We start from the raw sequence: 22,661 nt of genomic DNA on the forward strand, positions 1-22,661 counted from the left end.
AAACCGCCCTGGGTAGTGAGATGAACCTCTTTCCCGTGTTATCCGCCGCCCTGCAACGCCGGCTGCAAAACATTGCCATGGCGGTTTTTTTACTGGCGCTGCTGGTATTGGCATGCCGGTTGTGGCCTCATCCGCCGCTTTCCCGGGGGCAACCTTTATCGTCGGTCTACTATGACCGGCAGGGTACGCTGATGCGTATCGCCCTCGCCAGCGACGACCGCTACCGTTTATGGACCCCGCTGGAGCGGGTTTCCCCGCTGGCGGTCAAAGGCCTGCTGCTGCATGAGGACCGCTGGTTTTACCTCCACCCCGGCTTCAACCCGTTCAGCCTGGCGCGGGGGTTCTGGCGCAGTTATGTCGCGGGCGGTAAAATGCAGGGCGGCTCGACCATCACCATGCAGCTGGCGCGCATGCGCTGGCATCTCAATACCCGCGCGCCGTCGGGCAAAATCATGCAGGTCCTGCGCGCGGCGCAGCTGGAACTGAGTTACTCCAAACACGATATTCTCGAAGCCTACCTGAACAGCGCCCCCTATGGCCGCAATATAGAGAGCATCGGGGCGGCCAGCCTGATTTATTTCGACAAGGCGCCGCAAGATCTGACCTTGCCGGAAGCGCTGACGCTGGCGGTGCTGCCGCAGTCGCCGCGTTATCGCATCGATGCCGGCGCCGGCGTGCTGGGCGCCTTGCTCTCGCAGGCGCGCAACCGGCTGTTCCAGCGCTGGCAGCGGCACTACGGCGTCGACGCCAGCCAGGGCGCGCTGTTCAGGCTGCCGCTGGCGCTGCGCCAGCCCGAGCGGCTGCCGTTTATCGCGCCGCATTTTATCGAGCAGCTGCGCCAGCAAAACCAGCGCTATATCGGCACCGATACCCGTATCGACACCACCCTGGACGCCGGCTTGCAGCGGCTCGTCGAGCGGCAGGTAACCGCGTTTATCACCCGCAACGAGCGCCGGGGCATCCATAATGCCGCCGTGCTGCTGGTGGATACCCGCGATATGGGAATACGCGCGCTGGCGGGGTCGGCGGATTATTACAACCGCGGCATTCAGGGACAGGTGAATGGCACCAACGCCAAACGCTCGCCGGGGTCGGCGCTCAAACCCTTTATTTATGCGCTGGGCTTGGAGCAGGGCGTGCTGCATCCGATGACTATCCTCAAGGATGTGCCCTCGGCGTTTGGCGCCTATGCCCCTGAGAATTTCGATCGCCGCTTTCTCGGGCCGGTCACCGCGACGGATGCCCTGAACTTCAGCCGCAATATTCCCGCCGTGTTCGTCGCTTCGCAGCTCCGGCAGCCGTCGTTTTATCAGTTCCTGCGGCTCTCCGGCATTGCCGATATGTCCAGCGAGAACCACTACGGCCTCGCGCTGGTATTGGGCGGGGGCGAGGTGACGATGCAGGAGCTGGCAAAACTGTATGCGCTACTGGCGAATCGCGGCGAGCTGCAAGCGTTGCGGATGCAAAAAACCGATCCGCGTCCCGCCCCGGTCAGGTTACTCAGCGCGCAAGCCAGCTTCATCACCCTCGACATGCTGCGCCAACACCGCCGTCCCGGCGATACGCTGGCTCAACAACCCGCATCGTTACCGGTGTACTGGAAAACCGGCACCTCTTGGGGCTTTCGCGATGCGTGGAGCGTCGGGATTTTCGGCCCTTACGTCCTGGTGGTATGGGAAGGGAATTTCGACGGCGCCGGCAATAATGTCTTTGTCGGCGCGCAAGCGGCCGCGCCGCTGTTCTTCAACATAATCGACGGCATTAACGCCAGTTATCCCTCATTACAGGAACCGAAGCAGCCTTTTCCAAAGCAGCTGAAACGGGTCGATATCTGCCTCGCCAGCGGGGATTTACCGACGCCGTGGTGCCGGCAAACAGGCAAAACCTGGTTTATTCCCGGCAAGTCGCCAATCAAGGTCGATACGGTGTATCGCCCGGTGCGGCTGGATAAACTGACCGGCGACGTGGCCTGCCCGCCTTACGATGAAGATAAGACCCGCACCGAGGTGTTTGAGTTCTGGCCGTCGGATCTGGCGAACGTCTTTGCCCAGGCCGGCCTGCCCAAGCGCAAACCGCCGGCGAATCACTGCCAGGATGGCGGCGTGGACGTCAGCGGTAATCCGCCGCGGATTACGTCGCCGTTAAAGAACACGACCTATACCCTGAGGCAATCACAGCCGGGGCGCGACCGGATTTCGTTTAATGCGGTGACGGATGCCGACAGCAACCGGGTGTACTGGTTTGCCGATGATATCTATCTCGGCAGCTCCGCCAGCAAAACGGCCCTTGATTGGCGGCCCATCAACAGCGGGCGCTACCGCATCCGGGCGATCGACGATCGCGGGCGCGCCGACAGCCGGTTGGTGAATATTGAGATTGTCGATTAAGGCGGCAAAACGCGCGGCGGGTGAGCATACGGCCTGGCTGTTGAGATGGGCGCGCCGGGCCGCGCGATGCCGCAAGGCCCGGAATACCGGCCTGGGCCGGCGTCAATGGAACGCGCACAGATAGCCCCTTTTGCCAAAATACTTGCCATAATAATCTTTTGGATTGGGATGATAACCGATGGCTTTGCCATTTCCCTGCGCGGCACATTCTTTATCGCCCTCATTCTGGTATCTTTCCGGAACAGGGCCGAACAGTTTAGCATTATTCCAAAACTGCTTTTGCCCCGGGGGGCTTACCAGCTTTGGCGGCGTCACGGAAGGCTTGGTGCCGGGCGAATTAGCAATATAGGCGCACCCGGAAGCGAGCAGCATAAAACCGGCCAACATTATGGAAAGGGTGGTTTTTGTCATAACAGATACCTGAATAAGCTGTGTATTAAATGTCGCGTAATAGCGATATGTCCAGATGCAACGTGCGATGTCAATTTTATTGCATTGCGTTAATGTGTAAATAAAAAATAATAATCCATTCTTACAATAAATCCAGCGCTGAATAAACACGCATAATTGAGTGTTGAGATATATTTTCCCGATTAATTCATTATTAATACACTTACAAATTACCGTTCATAATGGGCAGGTGCAATTGCCACTTTTATCATATCCGGTTATTTTTTTAGTTTGAGAAAACTCTCAGTAAAGGGTAATAAAAACCCCATCAAATTCAAGCGGTAAAAAGAATTAATATATTAACCGATTTAAAATTATCCCGGCGTGATATCCGTTGCGAATATCGGCAATTGCGTTTGTTATCATTTATGTCCCCAGGGTCACGCACTATAACAACACCGCGGTAAACCTGAAACGGCGCGTTTACCGGCCAAGGGCGGCCAGGGGTGCGACGGCCGCTAGCGCTCGAATTGCGGCCCTCGGCGCCAAAACGGCCATTTATGAATCTGACTCATAGCCACATTGTATTTTCATCAGGTTACCCGGGAAGGGTTCAAGGCTAAGATGAGGTTTCTGCCACCTCCCGTATACGCTAAAAAGAACATTATGAAGAAAACAGAAAGACGAGTGCTTATCGCCACAAGTCACAATACCGGGCTGTTATTTATCGTCATCCTGAGTGCTTTAATGGCATTCACCTCGTTGTCGACAGATATTTATTTACCCGCGATGCCGGCCATGTCAGCCGATCTCCGGGGGAGCGCGGAATTGACCATCACCGGTTTTTTAATTGGCTTTACCATAGCACAGCTTATTTGGGGGCCAATAAGCGATCGCCTGGGGCGCCGGGTGCCGTTATTTATCGGGATGGTGCTGTTTACCCTCGGGTCCATAGGCTGCGCCATGTCGCGTGATATTACTCAAATCGTCTTCTGGCGGGTATTCCAGGCGATGGGCGCCTGTATTGGACCGATGCTGGCGCGCGCGATGATCCGGGATTTATTTACCCGCACCCGCGCAGCGCAAATGTTGTCGACGCTGATGATGATTATGGCCATCGCGCCCATAGCAGGTCCGCTGCTCGGCGGACAGATGATCAGGGTGGCGTCCTGGCACGCCATTTTCTGGTTACTGGCCATTATAGGAACGCTGATGTTTATCTCCTTATGGTGGCTGCCGGAAACGCTGCCGCAGGCGCGGCGGATCAACGCCTCACTCGCTGGCGCTTTCGCTAATTATGTTTCTTTGCTGAAGAACAGGACATTCATGCGCTATACGCTGTGCGTGACCTTCTATTATGTTGCCGCGTATGCCTTTATTACCGGTTCGCCGTTTGTCTATATCAGTTATTACCAGGTTGATCCCCAGCATTATGGCTGGCTGTTCGCCATAAACGTGATTGGCCTGATGGCCATCAGCGCCGTCAACCGTAAGCTGGTGCAGCGCCACAAACTGGACACGCTGCTGAAAATAGCCACCTCGATTGCCGCCGCCGCCGCGGTGATATTGGCGCTGGCGACAAAAATGCAGGTGGGCGGTATCGTGCTCATTGTCATCAGCGTGTTTATCTTTTTTTCCATGAACGGGGTTATTGCCGCCACGTCTACCGCCGCGGCAATGGATGACGTGCCGGGAATGGCGGGATCCGCCTCGGCATTAATGGGTTCATTACAGTACGGGAGCGGGATTATTTCATCCCTGTTGCTGGCGTGGCTGAGCGACGGCACGCCCTGGACGATGGCCTGGATCATTGCGCTGTTCACCTCGGCCAGCGCCCTGATGGTGATACGGAAAAGCCCGGGAAGCGCACTATCGTGATAGCGCGCAGCAGAATCGCAAGGCAGGCGTGGGGCGCGTATTGCCATGGCGCGCCGGGAGGCGAGCCATAGTGTGGCGGGGCTTACTGCTGATACTGCTCGTCGGTGACTTTTTCCAGCCAGTCGACGGCTTTGCCGTCCAGGGACTCGGCAATGGCGAGATGCGACATGGCGGAGGTGGCCGACGCACCGTGCCAGTGCTTAACGCCGGGCCGTATCCAGACGATATCGCCCTTATTCATGACCTGGGCCGGCTTCCCCCATTCCTGCACCCACCCCTGGCCTGCGGTGACAATCAGCGTCTGGCCCAGCGGATGCGTATGCCAGGCCGTGCGGGCCCCGGGCTGGAACGTGACGGTCGCGCCCCCCACGCGCGCGGGCGGCGTGGCCTGGAATGGCGCGTCGATACTTACCGTGCCGGTAAAATAGCTCTCCGGACCGCTGGCGGCGGGCGTGGAGCCGTGTCTGGTAATATCAATCATGGATGTTTCCTCAGCAAAAGTGGCCGACGGAGGTAGCGCCAACGGTAAGGCGGATATCATCAGTCGATTTATGACTATTTTCTCCAGCATAGATGCCCGACGATAATGACCTGCCTGCTGGTCATTATGATGTGAATAAGGCTGGGAAAAGCGAGAATCCTTTTTCGAGGATGCCACCGCCAGCATAAGGCAAAGATGATTAATGACAATGGGACCATTATTCATAGGACTTATTCATCATGCTCATAAAAGATATCAGTCCTACATTCCCTTTCCTCGCCAGCCCCCCCGTCCTTGCATCATAGGTGTCGCCGCTGTGGCGACACCCATTCGCCAATATATCGCGTAAGCTCCATGGCATTATTTTATGCGGCAGCGCCGCCGTTAAGGCACGCTGAAATCATCAATGAGGTTTATTTGAACACTAACCAGACTTCAGGCGGCGCGTTGCGCAAGGCCTGCGTACTCCTGTCTGCCTGCCTTATCGCGGTGGCGAACCCGCTCGCCTTCACCGGGCCGGCCGTGGCCATTCCGACGCTCGGCCGGGCGCTGGAAGGCAGTTCGCTGGAACTCGCCTGGATCTCCAATGCCTTCATGCTCGCCTTCGGCAGTTGCCTGATGGCTGCCGGAGCGCTCGCCGACACCTTTGGACGAAAGAAGATCTTCCTTTGCGGGTCCTGCGCCCTGTGCATCGTTTCGGCCGCGCTTGCCTTCTCGCCAAACCTGTTCACCGCCGATTTGCTGCGCGCCGCCCAGGGCGTCGCGTCGGCGTTAGCGTTCTCCGGCGTGATGGCGGCGCTGGCGCAAGAATTCACCGGTCCCGGCGCCATCAGGGCTTTCAGCGTGGTCGGCACGAGTTTCGGCATCGGCCTGGCCTTCGGGCCGATAAGTTCAGGGCTTATGATCGCTATCTTCGGCTGGCGCTCAATCTTTTTCCTGGCGGCGGTCCTTGCCGGCGCGGCGTTCCTTCTTGGCACCGGCGTGGTGCGCGAATCCCGCGATCCCGACGCCGCAGGCCTCGACTGGAAAGGCGCCGTCAGCTTCACCGCCGCGCTGGCTTTCCTTACCAACGGCATTTTGGTCGCGCCGGCGGCCGGCTGGCTGGCTATGCCGGTCATTGTGTCTTTGGCCGGCGCATTGCTCCTCGGCGCCGTTTTTGTCCGGGTAGAAACCTCCGCGCGGCGGCCGATGCTCGACCTGTCGCTGTTCCGTATTCCGCGTTTCGTCGCTGTACAACTGCTGGCCGCGGCGCCGGCTTACGCTTTTGTGGTCCTGCTGGTGCTGCTTCCCATCCGGCTCGTCGGCATCAATGGCATGAGTGAACTGAAGGTCGGATGGATCATGATGGCGCTTTGCGGTCCGCTCCTGGTCCTGCCGCTCATCGCGGGCCTGCTCACGCGATGGTTTTCCGCTGCTGCGCTGTGCGGAACAGGGCTGATGCTGTCGGCCGGCGGTCTCTTATGGCTGGGCCGCTGGGCGGGCGGCGAGGCCGGCCCGGCGCTGATTGCTCCGCTCCTGCTGATCGGCATCGGCATCAGTCTTCCCTGGGGGCTGATGGACGGGCTCGCCCTCAGCGTCGTGCCGCGCGAACGCGCCGGCATGGCGACGGGCATCTTCAACACGACCCGCGTGGCGGGTGAAGGCATCGCGCTCGCGATGGTAAACGCGCTGCTCGTGGCGTTGCTTATCCCCCGGTTTGATTCTTTACTGCCGGAGGCGCCATCATCGGCCAGCGCGGCCGCGCAGCGCCTGGCAGGCGGCGATTTGGCAGGGTCGAATGCCGCCCTCAACGCGTCTTCCCCTGAGGCCCTGACCGCAATTTACCAGAGCGTGTTCAGCCTCCTGCTCGACGTGCTTTCGGCAATTGCGGCAATAACCGCCATCGTCATCTTTATCGCATTGCGGGGCGCGGGACGCACGGCGGAATTGACGCGGTCATCGAACCCGTGACACCGGCGGTATTTTATACCCGTGCTTACGGATGGAGCCGGGCGCCTTTGATTGCCTTATCGACATCCTTACGCGGGCCACGCACGGCAAGCCCCACTAAATCCGGCCTGTGCGCATGCTCGGCGCGAAAAACCCTGCGCCCTTCCTCGCCATGGGATTGATCAAACATGGCGCTCACATAGGCGGAACACGTCAGGCCCCTCTCCTGACCAACCCGCAGCGCGCGTAACAGCGTATCCTGCGAAGCCGAAAATACGACTATAGGTTGCCCGAACAGTCGGGTATATTGCCGCTCATCCGCATCGATATATATCTCGCTCATGGCCTCGGGGGAGGCATCGCCAATGCCTGTCGCCAGAAAAGCCGTGACGTTCAGTTTTTTCCAGAGCGGAAGGGGATCCAAAAGTATTATCGCGGTCTTGGTCAGAGGTACCATATCGTCATTCACTATCGCTGGTTGAACATTATTCTGCGGTAATATAATTTTCTCACATAATATTCGGCGCTAGGAAGTGTATAAGGCGAGAGGCGCGAAAATACGAACGCGGTTCACGGCACATCTGTTTAAGTGTCTTGCCGGACCATGAAATCCTGAATATTCTTCAGCCCTAATAGCCTGTATGCACCTTGGGAACAGGCCTGAAAAAAAACGCAGGGAAATGCGGCGGCAATTTTTTCAATCCGCGTCGTCGCCATCCGTTAACGGACTCGGGCCGCGTTCCAGGTAGGTAGAGAGGGCGATATGGCTATGCGTGGAAGACACGCCCTCTATTTCATGAATCTTGCCAAGCAATGCCTCCAGGGACTGAGTATCTTGCGTGCGAATCTTGAGCAGGATAGCGCTTTCCCCGGTAACCGTGTGGATTTCCTCGACTTCATTAAAGGCGCGAAATTCTAGGATTCTGCGGGTACTTGTCCAGTTTTTGGTGTCAACGTGCACGAAAGCAAGCAAGGGGCGGCCTAGCTTTTTGCCGTCCAAGAGGGCGACGGTGCCTTTGATGACGCCATCCTGTCTTAGACGCTTGGCCCGCTCGTGGATGGCGGGCGGCGACAAATGCATTAACTGGCCCAGCTCGGCGTAACTTCTCGTTGCGTCCTCCGACAGCAGGGCGAGGAGCTTGCGATCCGCCGCGTCAAGGCGGGAAAAGGCGCTTCTTGCGGTCTGTTTGCTTTTGCTCACGTGCTTCCACCCTCGAAAGTATTGACGCTGGTTCGGCATCATAAAACACCCGGGGAATGAGATAAAGTCATTGCAAGTGACCCCGTCTCATATTAATGCCACATCCCGCGTGTTATCGGTATTGGCCGTTTTGTTACGTTATGCCGGCTGCTTTATTCTTGTTGATCGTTAATACAGCCGGCGGCAGATTTTGCCTCGATGAGTGCGCTTGAATATTCCCCAAGGCAAACAGCGAAAATAAACGTCTCCTTGCCATGATATTAATCCTCCTGGCATACCATAACGGCAAAAAAGGTGTTTTTGCGATTCAATTTGACATTATTGTTAACGCAAGCCTTACGTTATCGCGGCCGGCGTTAGGGTAATATCCACTCTTTCTGAGAATGATTGTTCTCAAAACATAACGATTGAAAGAGTGAACCGATGACGCATCCAAAATTACTGATTATCAGTATGTTTTTGTTGATTGCCGGCTGTGATGACTCGACCTCGCCAACGGCCGGACAACCAGCCGCCATACCGCAAGTCAGTATTGTCACGCTACATACCCAGCCGGTAACACTCACCACCCAATTACCCGGCAGGACCACGGCGGTAAAGGGCGCGGAGGTCCGGCCGCAGGTCGACGGCATTATCCTGAAGCGGCTTTTCACCGAGGGTGCCGAGGTGAAGGCCGGCCAGCCGTTATATCAGATCGACCCCGCCACGTATCAGGCCGCCTATGATAAGGCGCAGGCGACGTTCACCAACGCCGCTGCGCTGGCCAAACGCTACAAGCCGCTGTCGGAAGCCCACGCCGTCAGCGGCCAGGTTTACGACGATGCGGTCGCCGCCGCCAAAGAAGCGGCCGCTGATGTGGAAACCGCGCGGGTCAATCTGAATTACACCCAGGTCAAGGCGCCGATTTCCGGCCATATCGGCCGGTCGATATACACCGAGGGCGCTTTGGTGACCAGCGGGCAAACGAGCTATCTGACCACCATCCAACAGCTGGATCCGATGTACGTCGATATCAGCGAATCCTCTCAGGATCTCTTGCGTTTGCGCCGGGCGCTGGCGCAGGGCCATCTGAAATCGGCCGGCGATAACGCCGCGGCGGTACAACTGACCCTAGAAGACGGCAGCATCTATCAACATGAGGGCAAGCTGGAGTTTTCTGAAGTGACGGTGGATGAGGGGACGGGATCGGTAACCCTGCGGGCATCGTTCCCCAACCCGCATAACGAACTGCTGCCGGGGATGTTTGTGCATGCGGTCCTGCGCCAGGGCGTGCAGGAGCAGGGTATTCTTATTCCCCAGGAAGCGGTCGGCCATGACGTCAAAGGTAAACCTTACGTCTATGTGGTGAAAACCGATGACACCATCGAACAACGCACTGTCGCCACCGGCGAAATGATCGACGGGGAGTGGCTGGTGGTGCAGGGGCTGCAGGCCGGTGAAAGAGTCGTTACCGACGGGCTCCAGAATATCCGCGCCGGTATCAAGGTTAACGCCAGCGAACGCCGGAACGCCGTCGCCTCAACGGGCAGCAACAACTCTTCGATGACCGATCCGTCGGCACAATAGGGGAAACCAGATGTCGAAGTTTTTTATCGAACGTCCCATTTTTGCCTGGGTCATCGCCATCGTCATTATGCTGGCGGGCGGCTTGTCCATCTTGTCTTTATCGATCAATCAATACCCTAATATCGCGCCTCCGGCTATTTCGGTTTCCGTGACCTATCCTGGCGCAAGCGCGGAAACCACGCAAAAAACCGTGGTGCAGGTTATCGAACAGCAAATGAACGGCCTGGACAACCTCCGTTACCTTGAATCGCAAAGTAACAGCGACGGCAGCGCCACCATTATCGCGACCTTCGATCAAGGCACCGATCCGGATACCGCGCAGGTACAGGTACAAAACAAGGTTTCGCTGGCGGAGTCGCAATTGCCCACCGAGGTGACCACCCAAGGGCTGAGGGTCGCTAAATATCAGGCCAATTTCATGATGGTGGTGAGCCTGATTTCGCAAGACGGCAAATTGAGCGATTCCGATCTGGCCAATCTCCTGGTGTCCAAGCTGGAAGACCCCATCGCCCGTACCAAAGGGGTGGGCGACTTTATGGTGATGGGTTCCGAATACGCCATGCGTATCTGGCTGGACCCGGCCAAATTGTATCAATATTCCTTGATCCCAAGCGACGTCAGTACCGCCATTACCCGGCAAAACGTGCAAATTTCTTCCGGTAAACTGGGGGGGCTGCCTTCGGTAAAGAATGCCAAATTCAGCGCCACGATTATCGGTAAAACCCGCCTGGAAAGCGTGAAACAGTTTGAAGATATCCTGCTTAAGGTGAATACCGATGGCTCGCAGGTGCGCTTACGCGATGTCGCCAAAATTGATTTGGGGCCGGAAGATTACAGTATTTCGTCAACCTTTAACGGCAAGCCTTCATCCGGGATGGCGTTAAGGCTGGCCAGCGGCGCCAATGTGCTGGATACCGCCAAAGCGGTCAAAGCCACCATCGCCGGTCTGCAGTCTTCCCTGCCGGACAACGTCAGGATCGAATACCCGTACGAAACCTCGCCGGTGGTCAGCGCCTCGATAGAAGAGGTGGTCAAAACCTTGTTTGAAGCCATTGTGCTGGTGTTCTGCGTCATGCTGCTGTTTTTACAAAATCTGCGCGCCACGCTCATCACCACCATGGTGGTGCCCGTGGTCCTGCTTGGTACGTTTGGCATACTGGCGGCCTTTGGGTACTCGATCAATACGCTGACCATGTTCGGTATGGTGCTGGCGATAGGCTTGCTGGTGGATGACGCCATCGTGGTGGTGGAAAACGTCGAGCGGGTCATGTCCGAAGAAAAGCTCGGGCCGAAAGACGCCACCATCAAATCCATGGCGCAAATTCAGGGCGCGTTGTTTGGCATCGCCCTGGTGCTGGCGGCGGTGCTGGTCCCGATGGCTTTTTTCAGCGGCTCAACCGGGATTATTTATCGCCAGTTCTCCATCACCATTGTTTCGGCCATGGCGTTGTCGGTGCTGATGGCGCTGATTTTCACGCCGGCATTATGCGCCACCCTGCTCAGGGCCTCGGCGGGAGAGCGATCGCAGCGCGGTTTCTCCGGCTGGTTCAACCGCAAATTTGATTCGGGCACCGTGCATTACACCCGCTATGTCGGCGGCGTTATCTCACGGCGCGGGGTATTTATGCTGGTTTACCTGCTTATTGTGGCGGCCACCGGTTATTTGTTTACCCGTGTTCCCGGGTCCTTTCTGCCGGACGAAGACCAGGGCGTGATGATGATGCAGGTGACCCTGCCGGCCAACGCCTCGGCGCTGCGCACCCAGCAGGTCCTGATGGATATGGAAAACTATCTGCTGGACAAGGAATCCGCCTCGGTGAGCTCGGTATTCGCCGCCAACGGCTTCAGCTTTTCCGGCCGCGGGCAGAACAGCGCCATGGCGTTTGTCAAGCTCAAGGACTGGAGCGAGCGCGGCGGCAGCAACCTGTCGGTGCAGGCGCTGGCCGGCCGCGCCATGCAGCACTTCGCCACGTTAAAAGACGGTAAGGCCTTTGCGCTGATCCCACCGGCGGTGATGGAGCTGGGCAACGCGACCGGTTTTGACTTCTACCTGCAGGATAACGCCGGCAAAGGCCATGACGCCTTGATGGCGGCGCGTAATCAGTTCCTGCAACTGGCCGCGCAGGATAAACGCCTGACGGCGGTACGTCCCAACGGGATGGAGGACGAACCGCAGTACCAGCTGCTTATTGATGACGAGCGCGCCAGCGCGCTGGGCCTGAACCTGGACGATATCAACGATACGCTGTCCGCCGCCTGGGGTTCCACCTATGTAAACCAGTTTATGTATGAGGACCGCGTCAAGCAGGTCTACATCCAGGGCAACGCCTCATCGCGCGTGACCCCGGAAGATCTGGATAAATGGTATTTCCGCAACGGCAGCGGCCAGATGGTACCGTTCTCGGCTTTCGGCAGCGGTAAATGGATCTATGGCTCACCCCGCTATGAACGTTTCAACGGCGTCTCGGCGGTGGAGATTATGGGATCGCCGGCAAGCGGGTTGAGTTCGGGCGCCGCGGTTAAGGCGGTCAATGACATCGCCGCCAAATTGCCGCAGGGCTTCAGCGTGCAGTGGCACGGACTGTCTTATGAAGAACAATTGTCCGGCTCGCAGACGCCGGCCCTGTACAGCCTTTCGGTGCTGGTGGTATTCCTTTGCCTCGCCGCCTTGTATGAGAGCTGGTCCATACCTTTTTCGGTGCTGCTGGTGGTACCGCTTGGCGTGTTGGGCACCATCGGCGCGGTATTGCTGCGCGGATTACAAAACGATGTCTTTTTCCAGGTCGGGCTGCTGACCACGGTCGGGCTGGCGGCGAAGAACGCCATCCTGATTGTGGAGTTCGCCAAAGAGCTGCATGAAAAGCAGGGCAAAGATCTGGTCGAGTCTGCCATTGACGCGGCCAGGCTGCGGATCCGCCCCATTATCATGACCTCGATGGCGTTTATCCTCGGCGTTTTGCCATTGACGATTTCCCATGGCGCCGGATCGGGCAGTCAACATTCCATTGGCACCGCCGTGGTGGGCGGCATGCTTACCGCTACCTTCCTGGCCATCTTTTTTGTGCCGATGTTTTATGTCGTCGTGGTCAACCTGTTCACCCGTAAAAACAAAAAAACATCGCAGTCCGAGGCGACCTCTCATGAATAAACGTTATCTGGTTCCGGCTCTTGTGCCTGTTATGATTTCCCTGGCGCTGGCCGGCTGTACCTTGCAGCCGGCGTACCACCGGCCGGCAATGCCGGTGGCCGCGGACTGGGACGCCGCCGGCCAGCGCGGCAAGGCGGCGGACGGCGCGGATATCCGCTGGCAAACATTCTTTACCGACCCGGCCATGCATCAGCTGATCGGCCTGGCGTTAGCCAATAACCGCGATTTGCGGGTAGCGGCGCTGAATGTCGAGACGGCGCGCGCGCAATTCCATATCGACCGGGCCGCGCTGCTGCCCACGGTAGATTTGTCCGCCAGTCAAACGGCGGAACATTTGCCGGGGAACCTGTATTCGACCCAAAGCTCCGGGCCGGTAACCTACCATCAATACGATGCCAGCCTGGGCGTCACTTCCTGGGAGATGGATTTTTTCGGCCGGGTGCGCAGTCTGCGCGACAAAAGTCTGGAAAGCTATCTGTCGACCGAGGCGACGCAGCAGGCGACGCAAATCAGCCTGATTGCCGAAGTGGCGACGGGATATTTGACATTGTGTTCGGACAATGAATTATTACTGTTGGCGCAACAGACCGCCGCCAGCCAGCAACAATCCTATGATTTGACCAAACGCAGCTATGATGCCGGCGTCAGCACCTCGCAGGATTTGGCGCAAGCGGAAACCACGGTGCGCAGCGCCCAGGCCGATGTGGCGCAATATACCCGCCAGGTACGGCAGGATATCAATGCGCTGCGCCTGCTGGCCGGAACCGGGCTGCCCGCCGGTCTGGCCGAGCATGCCCGCCTGAATAAAGAGTGGCGTTTCCCGGCGACACCGGCCGGCCTGCCGTCCGATTTGCTGACGCGGCGGCCGGATATTATTGCCGCCGAACATACCCTGAAAGCGGCTAACGCCAATATCGGCGCGGCGCGGGCGGCATTTTTCCCAAGCATCAGCCTGACGGCGGCGGGCGGATCCTCAAGCAGCAGCCTGGGACATTTGCTGGAAGGCGGGACCGCGGCCTGGTCGTTTGTGCCGACAATCACCCTGCCGATTTTTGATGGCGGCGTGAACCGGGCCAATCTGGATATCGCTAAAACCTCGCAAAAAATCGAGGTGGCGAATTATGAAAAATCCATCCAAACCGCGTTTAAAGAAGTCTCGGACGCCCTGGCCGGCCAGTCGACCTATCAGGACGAACTGGACGCCCGTTCGCTGAATACCGCGGCCAACCAGCGAAACTACGATGCGTCGAATATGCGTTATCGCCAGGGTGTGGATAATTATCTGTCTGTGCTGGTGGCTCAGCGTTCGCTTTATAGCGCGCAACAGTCGCAAATCACGACGCAGCTGGATTTACTGCAGCAACAGATTACCCTGTACAAAGTTCTGGGCGGCGGGTGGCGACAGTAGCCCTGGCGCTTACCGCCCCCGGTCCGCTATCATCGGCGCCTGGCGATTGCCTTTTAGACCGGCTTACCGCTAGATTTATTGCTGGCCCCGGTAAAGGATTAAGATCTGATGGCAACTAAAAACAAACCCCTGGTGCCCGACAGGCAACAGAAAATTGCGGATCGGCGCGATCAGATTATTGCCGCTGCCCGCCTATGCTTTCGTAAACACGGTTTCCATGGCGCCGGTATGGCTGAAATCGCGGCGCAATCCCAGTTGAGCGTCGGCCAGATATACCGCTATTTCACCAATAAAGAGGCGATTATCGAAGAAATCGCGCATCGTATCGTCAAGCATCGGGTGCAACTCATGCTTGATAACGATAACAACCTGGAACATATGGCTTCAGCGCTGGCGGATCACCGGCTTTTGGATGGCGATGAGACGGAAATCAACCAGGCGCTGATGCTGGAGGTCTCGGCGGAAGCGACGCGCAATCCGCGTATTGCCCGCATTCTGCTGGATGTTGATGCCGTACTCTTCCGGGAGGGCTGCAAGATGCTAATGCAGGCCTATCCGGAGATGAGCCATGACGCCGCCGCCAGTCTGGCGGAGCTGATGGCGGTGCTCACCGAGGGAACCATGCTGCGTATCTTGACACAGCAGCGGCAAACCACGCATAAGGGTTTGCAGCAAATCTATCTGAACCTCTTCTCGGCGGTGTTTCCCGCCAGGCCCGAAACCGCTCCCGAGTAATGCATTTGCAAGCAACAGGGCCTGGGAGGCCCGTAGGCGAATGCGCAGGGATAACCCGCGCACGCGCTGACGTGGTCAATCTCCCGACGCGCGGGAGTTGCGCGCATCCACGGCGGTATTGGCGCGATAGAGATAAAGCGCGATGAAAAAGCCCATCGCCGCCGCAATCCCGCCGACCAGAAATAGGCTGCCGTAGCCGGCGCGGTCCGCCAGAAATCCCGCCACAGGCCCCGTTAAGCCATAGGCGAGATCCTGGAAGGCCGCGTACCCGCCCATGGCGCTGCCGCGCAGATGCGGCTCCACGAGATGGACCACTTCACGCCCCATGGCCGGAAAGACCAATGAGCACCCGAGTCCGGTAAGGAATGCGCCGGCAAGGGCGAGGGAGGGATCGTGCGCGCTCCAGATAAGAATCTGGCCGATGGCTTCGATTGCCAGCGATCCAAGCGCCACGGGAAGGCCGCCCATGCGATCGGGCAGATGGCCAAATAGCACGCGGACCAGGACGAATCCGCAGCCGAAAGCCGTCAGGCCCAGCCCGGCGTAATGCCATTCCTGATGCAGGAAATAGAGGGCGAAGAACGCGCCGATAGCGGCAAATCCAATGCCTTGAAGGCAAACGACCACCCCATGCATCCAGATTCTGCCGAGCACGTTCGTAAAGGCGGGGCGTTTGCCGTGCGCAGACGGGGCGACGCCGGCCACGCGCCAGATCGCCAGCAGGCCCAGGGCGCAGAGCAGCGCGCTCACAGCCATGGTGCTGGAAAAGCCAAACCATTTCAGCAGCGCCAGTCCCACCGGGCCGCCGACGGCCAGGGCGCCGTAAATGGCGGCGCCGACCAGGGCCAGTACCTGGCCTGAACGCGCGGGCCCCACCAAACCCACCCCCCATAGGATAATGCCGACGCCGGCCAGGCTTTCGCCCAGGCCGACCAGCAACCGGCCCGCGATAAGAACCAGATACGCAAGCCAGGGGGCGTAGGGCAAAAATCCCGCCCCCGACGAAATGAGCGCCCCGCACGTATAAAAGCCCAGCCCCATCCTGACCGCATACCTGGCGCCACGGCGGTCGGCCAGGTTGCCGGCATAGCCGCGGGTCAATACCGTCGACAGGAAGGCGACGCCAACGCCGAGACCTGCGTAAACATTGCCGAATCCCAGCTTCCCGGTCACGAATATGGGAATGACCGGGAGAGGAATGGCCACGCACAAATAGGAAACAAACAAGATCGCCATCAGCAGCATGAGGCGTTTCTGCGCGGGATCCCGCTTAAGCGTATCAGTCATAATGCATTAATCCCCGCAAAGCGCCACCCCGTGGCGCCGGTAATGAATATTGGCGTAATGGCATCGCCTGAATGAAAAACATGGGAAGTCATGCTCAACCGAGTTTGATGGACAATTCCACGTCTTGGGCGAATGGCGTGGACAGGTAGCCCCCGGCGGGCGAGCGCACGCGCGCCAGATAATCGGGGCTGTAGTCGGTATTGTCGGCGACGATGAGCGCCCCCGGCCGCAGCCGCTTTTCGACCAGGTTAAGGATGTCGCTATAGAGCGACTTGGCGCCATCCAGCAACAGCAGGTCGATGGACGGGGGCAGATCGGCGGCCAGCGTTTTGAGCGCGTCGCCGGCCCTGATCTCCACCAGGTCGATCAGCCCGCCGGCGGTCAGATTCGCGCGCGCCTGCGCCAGCTTGGACGGTTCAAACTCGCTGGTGATAAGCCGGCCGCCGCCGTTGTCGCGCAGCGCCGCCGCCAGGTATAAAGTCGAGATGCCGAACGACGTACCGAACTCCACGATGGTGCGTGCATTGGCGCTGCGCGCCAGCATATAAAGAAGCGTGCCGGTTTCGCGCGAGACCGGCAGCCAGAGGTCTTTCAGGTGCCCATAGAGCGCGAGATAGTCAGTCTTGCTGTGCATAAAGCGTTCGCGTTCTTCGTGCGCCATTGCCGCCCAGGCCGGACTGCGCGCCTCGTCCGCCTGTTTGAACAGGCGATCCAGCAGGGGAGCCAGCGGAGCGGTGGAGAGTGTGGTGATCATAAAAGTGTCCGATAGTGTAGGGCTGATGTTGACCGCCTTGCGGCGGCCGGATAATATGAGTAATTACTCGCGTTTTAGAATACGACTAATTCGTCATGTTTCCTATTCGCATTCACCTTCACGTTGCCAGGGCCCCCATGACCCATCGCCGAAACCCGCAGATTTCCTCACGAAAAATACCCCAGCAGGCGCGTTCGGCAGAGCTTGTGGCCGCGATTCTCGAAGCGGCTACTCAGGTTTTAAAGGAAGAGGGCGCGCCGCGGTTCACCACCGCGCGGGTTGCCGAAAGGGCCGGTGTGAGCATTGGATCGGTGTATCAGTATTTCCCGAATAAGGCGTCGATCCTTTTTCGTCTCCAAAGCGATGAATGGCGGCAAACTACGGAATTACTGCGGCGCATCCTTGACGATGGCGGGACACCGCCGCTGGAGCGTTTGCGCATATTAGTGCACGCCTTTATTCGCTCCGAATGCGAGGAGGCCGAGATGCGCGTGGCGCTCAATGATGCCGCACCCCTCTATCGGGATGTCCCCGAGGCGCATGAGGCCCAGGCGGCGATCGACCAGACTGTGCAAGCCTTTATGCGGGAGGTGCTGCCCAACGCGTCGCTAACAACCCGGGCATTGGCAAGCGACCTGATCATGACGACCCTCAGTACCGTGGGGAAACATTTTTCCGCGGGTCCCCGTACCGCCGCCGAGATCACCGCCTATTCCGACGCCATGGCGGATATGTTCTGCGCCTATCTCGAAGGGATTGGCCATCGTTGAACCGGGCGTTTTTAACCGGGGTTTTATCGTGATTCAAATCGCAATTTTGTTATAAAGAGCGGGATAATTAATTTGTAATCGATTACTTTTGTGCAAACACGTTTTGTAATCGATTACTTTTTAAGGCGAGGCAACTCATGATGTCAACACTGGAAAGCAGTGAAGTCAGCCAAGTACAGCATCGGTTCCTGATACCGCGGCTGTCCCTGATGATGTTTTTACAATTTTTTATCTGGGGAAGTTGGTCGGTTACCCTGGGGCTGGTGATGGCGCATCACAATATGTCATTGCTGATTGGCGACGCGTTCTCGGCGGGGCCCATCGCTTCGATTTTGTCCCCGTTTGTGCTGGGCATGCTGGTCGATCGCTTTTTTGCTTCCCAGAAAGTCATGGCGGTGATGAATCTGGCCGGCGCGGCGATCCTCTGGTTCGTGCCGCAGGCATTGATCGATGGCAACGGCACGCTGCTTATTGCCCTGCTGTTCGGCTATACGCTCTGTTTTATGCCGACGCTGGCGTTGGGCAACAATATTGCCTTCCACAGCCTGAAAAATGTCGATAAAAGCTTCCCGGTGGTGCGCGTATTCGGCACCATCGGTTGGATTGTCGCGGGTATATTCATTGGTGTAACCGGCGTGTCGGCCAGCGTGAATATTTTCTGGGTGGCGGGCATCTGCTCGGTATTGCTGGCGGTTTACAGCCTGACGTTGCCCCATACGCCGGCACCGGCCAAAGGGCAGCCGCTGGCGCTGCGCGATCTGTTCTGCGCCGATGCGTTCGCGCTGCTGAAAATCCGCCATTTCTTTGTGTTTTCGCTCTGCGCCATGCTGATTTCCGTACCGCTGGGCACCTACTATGCCTATACGGCGTCATATCTTGCCGATGTCGGCATCAGCGATGTCAGCACCGCCATGTCCTTCGGCCAGATGTCTGAAATCTTTTTTATGCTGGTCATCCCCCTGCTGTTCCGCCGGCTGGGCGTCAAATACATGCTGCTGATAGGCATGCTGGCCTGGTTCGTCCGCTACGCCTTTTTCGCGCTGGGCGTCAGTGAGGAAGGCCGGTTCCTGCTGTATCTCGGCATTTTGCTGCACGGCGTGTGTTACGACTTTTTCTTTGTCGTCGGTTTTATCTATACCGACCGCGTCGCCGGCGCAAAGGTCAAAGGGCAGGCGCAGAGCATGATCGTCATGTTTACCTATGGCATCGGCATGCTGCTGGGTTCGCAGATTTCCGGCGCACTTTACAACCGCCTGGTGGCGGGACAGACAGTGCCGCAGGCGTGGGTCACCTTTTGGTGGATCCCGGCGGTGTCCGCCGCCGTTATCGCGGTAATTTTCTTCTTTTACTTTAAATATAAAGAGCCAGAGCATGTTTGAGTTTGGGAGATGTAATGAAAACGATTAAAGGTCCGGGCATTTTTTTGTCCCAGTTTATCGGGAAGCAACCCCCGTTTAATACGCTTGACGGGCTGGCGCAGTGGGCCGCCTCGCTGGGATATACCGCCTTGCAGATCCCTTGTAACCACAAGGCGATATTTGACCTGGAAAAAGCCGCCGCCAGCCAGATCTATTGCGATGAAATCCTGGAAACACTGGCTGGCCACGGACTGACCATTAGCGAGCTTTCCACCCACCTCGAGGGGCAGCTTATCGCCGTCCACCCCGCCTATGACCTGGCGTTCGATGGCTTTGCTCCTGTTACCGTCAGGGGAAACCCGGGGGCGCGCCGGGCATGGGCGACCCAGGCGTTGAAACAGGCGGCCGCCGCGTCCGCAAAGCTGGGATTAACGGCGCACGCCACCTTTTCCGGCTCGCTGGCCTGGCCGTATTTCTATCCCTGGCCGCCGCATAACCAGACGCTGCTGGACGAGGCGTTTAATGAACTGGCGCTGCGCTGGCGGCCGATACTGGACTGTTTTGACCAGAACGGGGTTGATGTATGTTTTGAGATCCATCCGGGCGAGGACCTGCACGACGGCGCCACGTTCGAACGTTTCCTGGCGCGGGTGGATAACCATCCGCGCTGTAACATCCTCTTCGATCCCAGCCATCTGCACCTGCAGCATATGGACTATCTGGCATTTATCGATCGGTATCACTCGCGCATCAAAGCCTTCCATGTCAAGGATGCGGAATTTGCGGCAAGCGGGCGCAGCGGTGTTTACGGCGGCTATCAGAACTGGGCCGACCGGGCGGGGCGCTTTCGTTCCCCCGGAGATGGGCAGATTGATTTCAAAGGGATTTTCAGCAAGCTGGCGCAATATGATTACGATGGCTGGGCGGTGCTGGAATGGGAATGCTGCCTGAAGGACGGCGAAACCGGCGCCCGTGAAGGCGGCGACTTTATCCGCCGCCATATTATTCCGGTCGCCGCCCGGGCTTTTGATGATTTTGCCGCCGGCAATGAGGACCGCGCAGACGCGCGCCGTATGCTGGGGCTGGGGGAGGATGCTACTCATGATTAAAGTCGGTATCGCCGGCACGGGTTTTATCGGCCCTGCCCATATTGAAGCCATCCGCCGGCTGGGATTTGTCGAGGTGGTGGCGCTGTGCGATACGCCGCTGGCCGACGCCAAGGCTAAAGCGGCGCAGCTGAATGTTCCTTATGCTTACGGCGACATTGATGACTTGCTGGCCCATCCCGGACTCGATGTGGTGCATAACTGTACGCCCAACCATTTGCATGCCGACATCAACCGCAAAATCCTGCGCGCCGGCAAACATGTTTTTTCGGAAAAGCCCTTGTGCCTGACCGCCCTTGAGGCGGGCGAACTGGTCGCCATGGCCGAGCAGGCAGGGGTGGTGCACGGCGTCAGTTTCGTCTACCGGCAGTTCGCCATGGTGCAGCAGGCCGCCAGTATGCTGCGCCACGGGCGGTTGGGCCGGTTGTTTTCGGCGCACGGCAGCTACCTGCAGGACTGGATGCTGCTGGAGACCGATTACAACTGGCGCGTGGACGCCGCCCTTGGGGGCAGCTCCCGCGCCGTGGCGGATATCGGCTCGCACTGGTGCGACACGGTGCAGTTTGTCACTGGCCGGCGGATTACCGCGGTCATGGCGGATTTATCCACCGTCTGGCCAACGCGTAAAGCCAATATGCGGGGCAATTCGACGTTTTCCGCCGGGCAACAGGACGCGCGTTACGAAGACCGCCCGGTTACCACGGAAGATATGGGGTTTGTCCTGTTCCGCTTTGACGACGGTAGCAAAGGCTGTTTCAGTGTGTCGCAGGTCAGCGCGGGCAGAAAAAACCGGCTGAGTTTTGAGGTGAACGGCAGCGATGCTTCCGTCGCCTGGGATCAGGAAACGCCGCAGCAATTGTGGATAGGGCATCGAACGGCGGCCAACCAGTTGCTCTGCGACGATCCGGGGCTGATGAACGCCGACGTGGCGCACAGTGCGCACTTCCCCGGAGGGCACATTGAAGGCTGGCCGGATGCGTTCAAGAACATGATGCTGCAATTTTATACCGCCGTGCGCGACGGCCGGGCGCCGGCGAAGGGCTGCAGCCCATTCGCCACCTTTTATGAGGGTGCCGGCGTGATGCGCGTTATTGATGCCATCGTGCAAAGCCACCGGCAGCAGGGCTGGGTTACCGTCGCCGATTGAGAACGGACGCCCGGCGCGCAGACAGAAACGCCGGGCTTTGATTCATGCCGCAAGTAAACTGTGGTAGCCTCTGGTAATAGGGTGATGACCGCAGGATGTGTTGTCGTAATGTCGATTCAGAAAATAGCTAAACTGGCGGGAGTCTCGGTGGCGACGGTGTCCCGGGTGCTGAATAACAGTGATACCGTGAAAGTCCATAACCGCGAGCGCGTTTTGGCGGCTATCCGCGCCAGCAATTACCAGCCCAACCTGCTGGCCCGTCAACTGAGAACCGCCAGAAGCTCCATGATCCTGGTGATGGTCTCGAATATCGCCAATCCCTTCTGTGCCGTGGTGGTGAAAGGGATTGAGGAAGAAGCGGAAAAAAACGGCTACCGTATCCTGCTATGCAACTCGAATTCGGACATCGAACGGTCAAAATCAAGCCTGGGATTGCTCTCGGGCAAAATGGTCGATGGCATTATTACCATGGATGCGTTTTCAACCTTGCCCGAGCTCAGCGCCATGATTGGCCAGACGCCGTGGGTACAGTGCGCGGAATATGCCGATGCCGGCAACGTTTCCTGCGTCGGTATCAATGATACCGACGCGGCGGAGCATGCCGTCCGGCATTTGCTGAAACGCGGATGCCGTCGTATTGCGCTTATCAATCACGATCTCAGCTACAAATATGCCCAGCTCAGGGAGCGGGGCTATAAAACGATACTGCGCCGGCAGGCCCCCAGTTATGAAGCCATTGCGTATGCCAGCGACCTGAGCAGCAGGGCGGGCAAGGCGGCCATGGAAACATTGCTGGATGCGGATCCGCGCCCGGATGCGGTGTTTGCCGTATCCGATACGCTGGCGGCGGGCGCCATGCGCGCCATTGAAGCCGCCGGACTGTCCATTCCGCGCGATATCGCGGTAGTCGGTTTCGACGGTTCTGAACTGGCCGAGATGGTGTCGCCCCAGCTCACCACCATTGAGCAGCCGTCGCGGGAAATAGGCCGCCAGGCCGTTTCCCTGCTGCTTAAAAAAATTGATAACCCGGACGCCCCGGCGGAACGCGTCATGTTGAACTGGCACTTTATTGCACGGGCCAGTGCTTAAGCCTGCTCCCGATAACCCGCTAAGGTA

At 58.2% G+C, this 22,661-nt stretch carries 18 protein-coding genes; 12 read left to right on the forward strand and 6 right to left on the reverse strand.

Translation table 11 applies throughout. From position 1 onward, the window contains the following. The first annotated feature begins 20 nt into the window (after positions 1-20). Positions 21-2,387: a penicillin-binding protein 1C gene (pbpC, locus tag ACL2XG_RS00715; RefSeq protein WP_413723155.1), complete on the forward strand. Its 2,367-nt coding sequence runs from the start codon at positions 21-23 to the stop codon at positions 2,385-2,387. Between the two features lie 102 nt (positions 2,388-2,489). On the opposite strand, the gene ACL2XG_RS00720 is transcribed toward pbpC, so the two are convergent. Continuing rightward, complete coding sequence (locus ACL2XG_RS00720; protein ID WP_410014521.1) at positions 2,490-2,798, reverse strand: hypothetical protein; 309 nt, start codon at positions 2,796-2,798, stop codon at positions 2,490-2,492. Positions 2,799-3,443: 645 nt separating this feature from the next. On the opposite strand from ACL2XG_RS00720, the gene ACL2XG_RS00725 reads away from it, so the two are divergent. Then, on the forward strand, positions 3,444-4,655 hold the full coding sequence (locus tag ACL2XG_RS00725) for a multidrug effflux MFS transporter (protein WP_410014522.1): 1,212 nt from the start codon (positions 3,444-3,446) through the stop codon (positions 4,653-4,655). 82 nt (positions 4,656-4,737) lie between these two features. Here the strand turns inward: ACL2XG_RS00725 and ACL2XG_RS00730 are convergent, their stop codons facing one another. Then, positions 4,738-5,208, reverse strand: coding sequence for a cupin domain-containing protein (locus tag ACL2XG_RS00730; protein WP_413723463.1), 471 nt, complete (start codon positions 5,206-5,208; stop codon positions 4,738-4,740). A gap of 282 nt (positions 5,209-5,490) precedes the next feature. On the opposite strand from ACL2XG_RS00730, the gene ACL2XG_RS00735 reads away from it, so the two are divergent. Continuing rightward, complete coding sequence (locus ACL2XG_RS00735; RefSeq protein WP_413723577.1) at positions 5,491-7,086, forward strand: MFS transporter; 1,596 nt, start codon at positions 5,491-5,493, stop codon at positions 7,084-7,086. Between the two features lie 25 nt (positions 7,087-7,111). Here the strand turns inward: ACL2XG_RS00735 and ACL2XG_RS00740 are convergent, their stop codons facing one another. Then, the gene (locus ACL2XG_RS00740) at positions 7,112-7,534 is read right to left on the reverse strand and encodes a DUF2000 family protein (protein ID WP_410014524.1); all 423 of its coding nucleotides are present in this window, start codon (positions 7,532-7,534) and stop codon (positions 7,112-7,114) included. Positions 7,535-7,762: 228 nt separating this feature from the next. Next, positions 7,763-8,305 carry an Lrp/AsnC family transcriptional regulator gene (locus ACL2XG_RS00745; RefSeq protein ID WP_413723462.1) on the reverse strand — a complete coding sequence of 181 codons (543 nt, stop codon included), beginning with the start codon at positions 8,303-8,305 and terminating at the stop codon, positions 7,763-7,765. Between the two features lie 384 nt (positions 8,306-8,689). On the opposite strand from ACL2XG_RS00745, the gene ACL2XG_RS00750 reads away from it, so the two are divergent. The 4 genes from ACL2XG_RS00750 to ACL2XG_RS00765 all read left to right on the forward strand — a co-directional run bounded on the left by ACL2XG_RS00750 (position 8,690) and on the right by ACL2XG_RS00765 (position 15,123). Beyond that, a complete protein-coding gene (locus tag ACL2XG_RS00750; RefSeq protein ID WP_413723153.1) occupies positions 8,690-9,832 on the forward strand; it encodes an efflux RND transporter periplasmic adaptor subunit in 1,143 nt (380 codons plus the stop codon). 10 nt (positions 9,833-9,842) lie between these two features. Beyond that, complete coding sequence (locus ACL2XG_RS00755) at positions 9,843-12,980, forward strand: efflux RND transporter permease subunit (protein WP_413723152.1); 3,138 nt, start codon at positions 9,843-9,845, stop codon at positions 12,978-12,980. Then, positions 12,973-14,388: an efflux transporter outer membrane subunit gene (locus ACL2XG_RS00760; protein ID WP_413723151.1), complete on the forward strand. Its 1,416-nt coding sequence runs from the start codon at positions 12,973-12,975 to the stop codon at positions 14,386-14,388. Before ACL2XG_RS00755 ends, ACL2XG_RS00760 begins: the two co-directional genes overlap by 8 nt. A gap of 108 nt (positions 14,389-14,496) precedes the next feature. Continuing rightward, positions 14,497-15,123, forward strand: coding sequence for a TetR/AcrR family transcriptional regulator (locus ACL2XG_RS00765; protein WP_410014528.1), 627 nt, complete (start codon positions 14,497-14,499; stop codon positions 15,121-15,123). Positions 15,124-15,198: 75 nt separating this feature from the next. Here ACL2XG_RS00765 and ACL2XG_RS00770 read toward each other — a convergent pair whose 3' ends face one another. Beyond that, complete coding sequence (locus ACL2XG_RS00770) at positions 15,199-16,410, reverse strand: MFS transporter (RefSeq protein ID WP_413723150.1); 1,212 nt, start codon at positions 16,408-16,410, stop codon at positions 15,199-15,201. Between the two features lie 94 nt (positions 16,411-16,504). After that, a complete protein-coding gene (locus ACL2XG_RS00775) occupies positions 16,505-17,164 on the reverse strand; it encodes an O-methyltransferase (protein ID WP_413723149.1) in 660 nt (219 codons plus the stop codon). A 137-nt stretch (positions 17,165-17,301) separates the two neighbouring features. Between ACL2XG_RS00775 and ACL2XG_RS00780 the strand changes: the two genes are divergently transcribed. From ACL2XG_RS00780 to ACL2XG_RS00800, 5 genes are all read left to right on the forward strand, one after another. Further along, positions 17,302-17,934 (forward strand): TetR family transcriptional regulator, encoded by a 633-nt coding sequence (locus ACL2XG_RS00780; RefSeq protein WP_410014531.1) that lies wholly within the window; start codon positions 17,302-17,304, stop codon positions 17,932-17,934. A gap of 137 nt (positions 17,935-18,071) precedes the next feature. Then, entirely contained in the window at positions 18,072-19,313 is a 1,242-nt protein-coding gene (locus tag ACL2XG_RS00785; protein WP_413723148.1) for an MFS transporter, read from the forward strand. Between the two features lie 14 nt (positions 19,314-19,327). Further along, positions 19,328-20,401 (forward strand): sugar phosphate isomerase/epimerase family protein, encoded by a 1,074-nt coding sequence (locus ACL2XG_RS00790; RefSeq protein ID WP_413723147.1) that lies wholly within the window; start codon positions 19,328-19,330, stop codon positions 20,399-20,401. Further along, the gene (locus tag ACL2XG_RS00795; protein ID WP_413723146.1) at positions 20,394-21,545 is read left to right on the forward strand and encodes a Gfo/Idh/MocA family protein; all 1,152 of its coding nucleotides are present in this window, start codon (positions 20,394-20,396) and stop codon (positions 21,543-21,545) included. The genes ACL2XG_RS00790 and ACL2XG_RS00795 overlap by 8 nt, the downstream gene beginning before the upstream one ends. A gap of 108 nt (positions 21,546-21,653) precedes the next feature. Then, a complete protein-coding gene (locus ACL2XG_RS00800) occupies positions 21,654-22,634 on the forward strand; it encodes a LacI family DNA-binding transcriptional regulator (RefSeq protein ID WP_413723145.1) in 981 nt (326 codons plus the stop codon). Positions 22,635-22,661: the final 27 nt, after the last annotated feature.

This window comes from Sodalis sp. RH24, assembly GCF_047324145.1.
In the GTDB taxonomy this organism is placed as follows: Bacteria; Pseudomonadota; Gammaproteobacteria; order Enterobacterales; family Enterobacteriaceae; genus Acerihabitans.

What these genes read in the sequence shown, in the direction of transcription:
- pbpC (WP_413723155.1), top strand. Translation starts at nt 21, where the DNA reads ATGAACCTCTTTCCCGTGTTATCCGCCGCCCTGCAACGCCGGCTGCAA.
- ACL2XG_RS00720 (WP_410014521.1), bottom strand. Translation starts at nt 2,798, where the DNA reads ATGACAAAAACCACCCTTTCCATAATGTTGGCCGGTTTTATGCTGCTC.
- ACL2XG_RS00725 (WP_410014522.1), top strand. Translation starts at nt 3,444, where the DNA reads ATGAAGAAAACAGAAAGACGAGTGCTTATCGCCACAAGTCACAATACC.
- ACL2XG_RS00735 (WP_413723577.1), top strand. Translation starts at nt 5,491, where the DNA reads ATGGCATTATTTTATGCGGCAGCGCCGCCGTTAAGGCACGCTGAAATC.
- ACL2XG_RS00745 (WP_413723462.1), bottom strand. Translation starts at nt 8,305, where the DNA reads ATGCCGAACCAGCGTCAATACTTTCGAGGGTGGAAGCACGTGAGCAAA.
- ACL2XG_RS00750 (WP_413723153.1), top strand. Translation starts at nt 8,690, where the DNA reads ATGACGCATCCAAAATTACTGATTATCAGTATGTTTTTGTTGATTGCC.
- ACL2XG_RS00755 (WP_413723152.1), top strand. Translation starts at nt 9,843, where the DNA reads ATGTCGAAGTTTTTTATCGAACGTCCCATTTTTGCCTGGGTCATCGCC.
- ACL2XG_RS00760 (WP_413723151.1), top strand. Translation starts at nt 12,973, where the DNA reads ATGAATAAACGTTATCTGGTTCCGGCTCTTGTGCCTGTTATGATTTCC.
- ACL2XG_RS00765 (WP_410014528.1), top strand. Translation starts at nt 14,497, where the DNA reads ATGGCAACTAAAAACAAACCCCTGGTGCCCGACAGGCAACAGAAAATT.
- ACL2XG_RS00770 (WP_413723150.1), bottom strand. Translation starts at nt 16,410, where the DNA reads ATGACTGATACGCTTAAGCGGGATCCCGCGCAGAAACGCCTCATGCTG.
- ACL2XG_RS00775 (WP_413723149.1), bottom strand. Translation starts at nt 17,164, where the DNA reads ATGATCACCACACTCTCCACCGCTCCGCTGGCTCCCCTGCTGGATCGC.
- ACL2XG_RS00780 (WP_410014531.1), top strand. Translation starts at nt 17,302, where the DNA reads ATGACCCATCGCCGAAACCCGCAGATTTCCTCACGAAAAATACCCCAG.
- ACL2XG_RS00785 (WP_413723148.1), top strand. Translation starts at nt 18,072, where the DNA reads ATGATGTCAACACTGGAAAGCAGTGAAGTCAGCCAAGTACAGCATCGG.
- ACL2XG_RS00790 (WP_413723147.1), top strand. Translation starts at nt 19,328, where the DNA reads ATGAAAACGATTAAAGGTCCGGGCATTTTTTTGTCCCAGTTTATCGGG.
- ACL2XG_RS00795 (WP_413723146.1), top strand. Translation starts at nt 20,394, where the DNA reads ATGATTAAAGTCGGTATCGCCGGCACGGGTTTTATCGGCCCTGCCCAT.
- ACL2XG_RS00800 (WP_413723145.1), top strand. Translation starts at nt 21,654, where the DNA reads ATGTCGATTCAGAAAATAGCTAAACTGGCGGGAGTCTCGGTGGCGACG.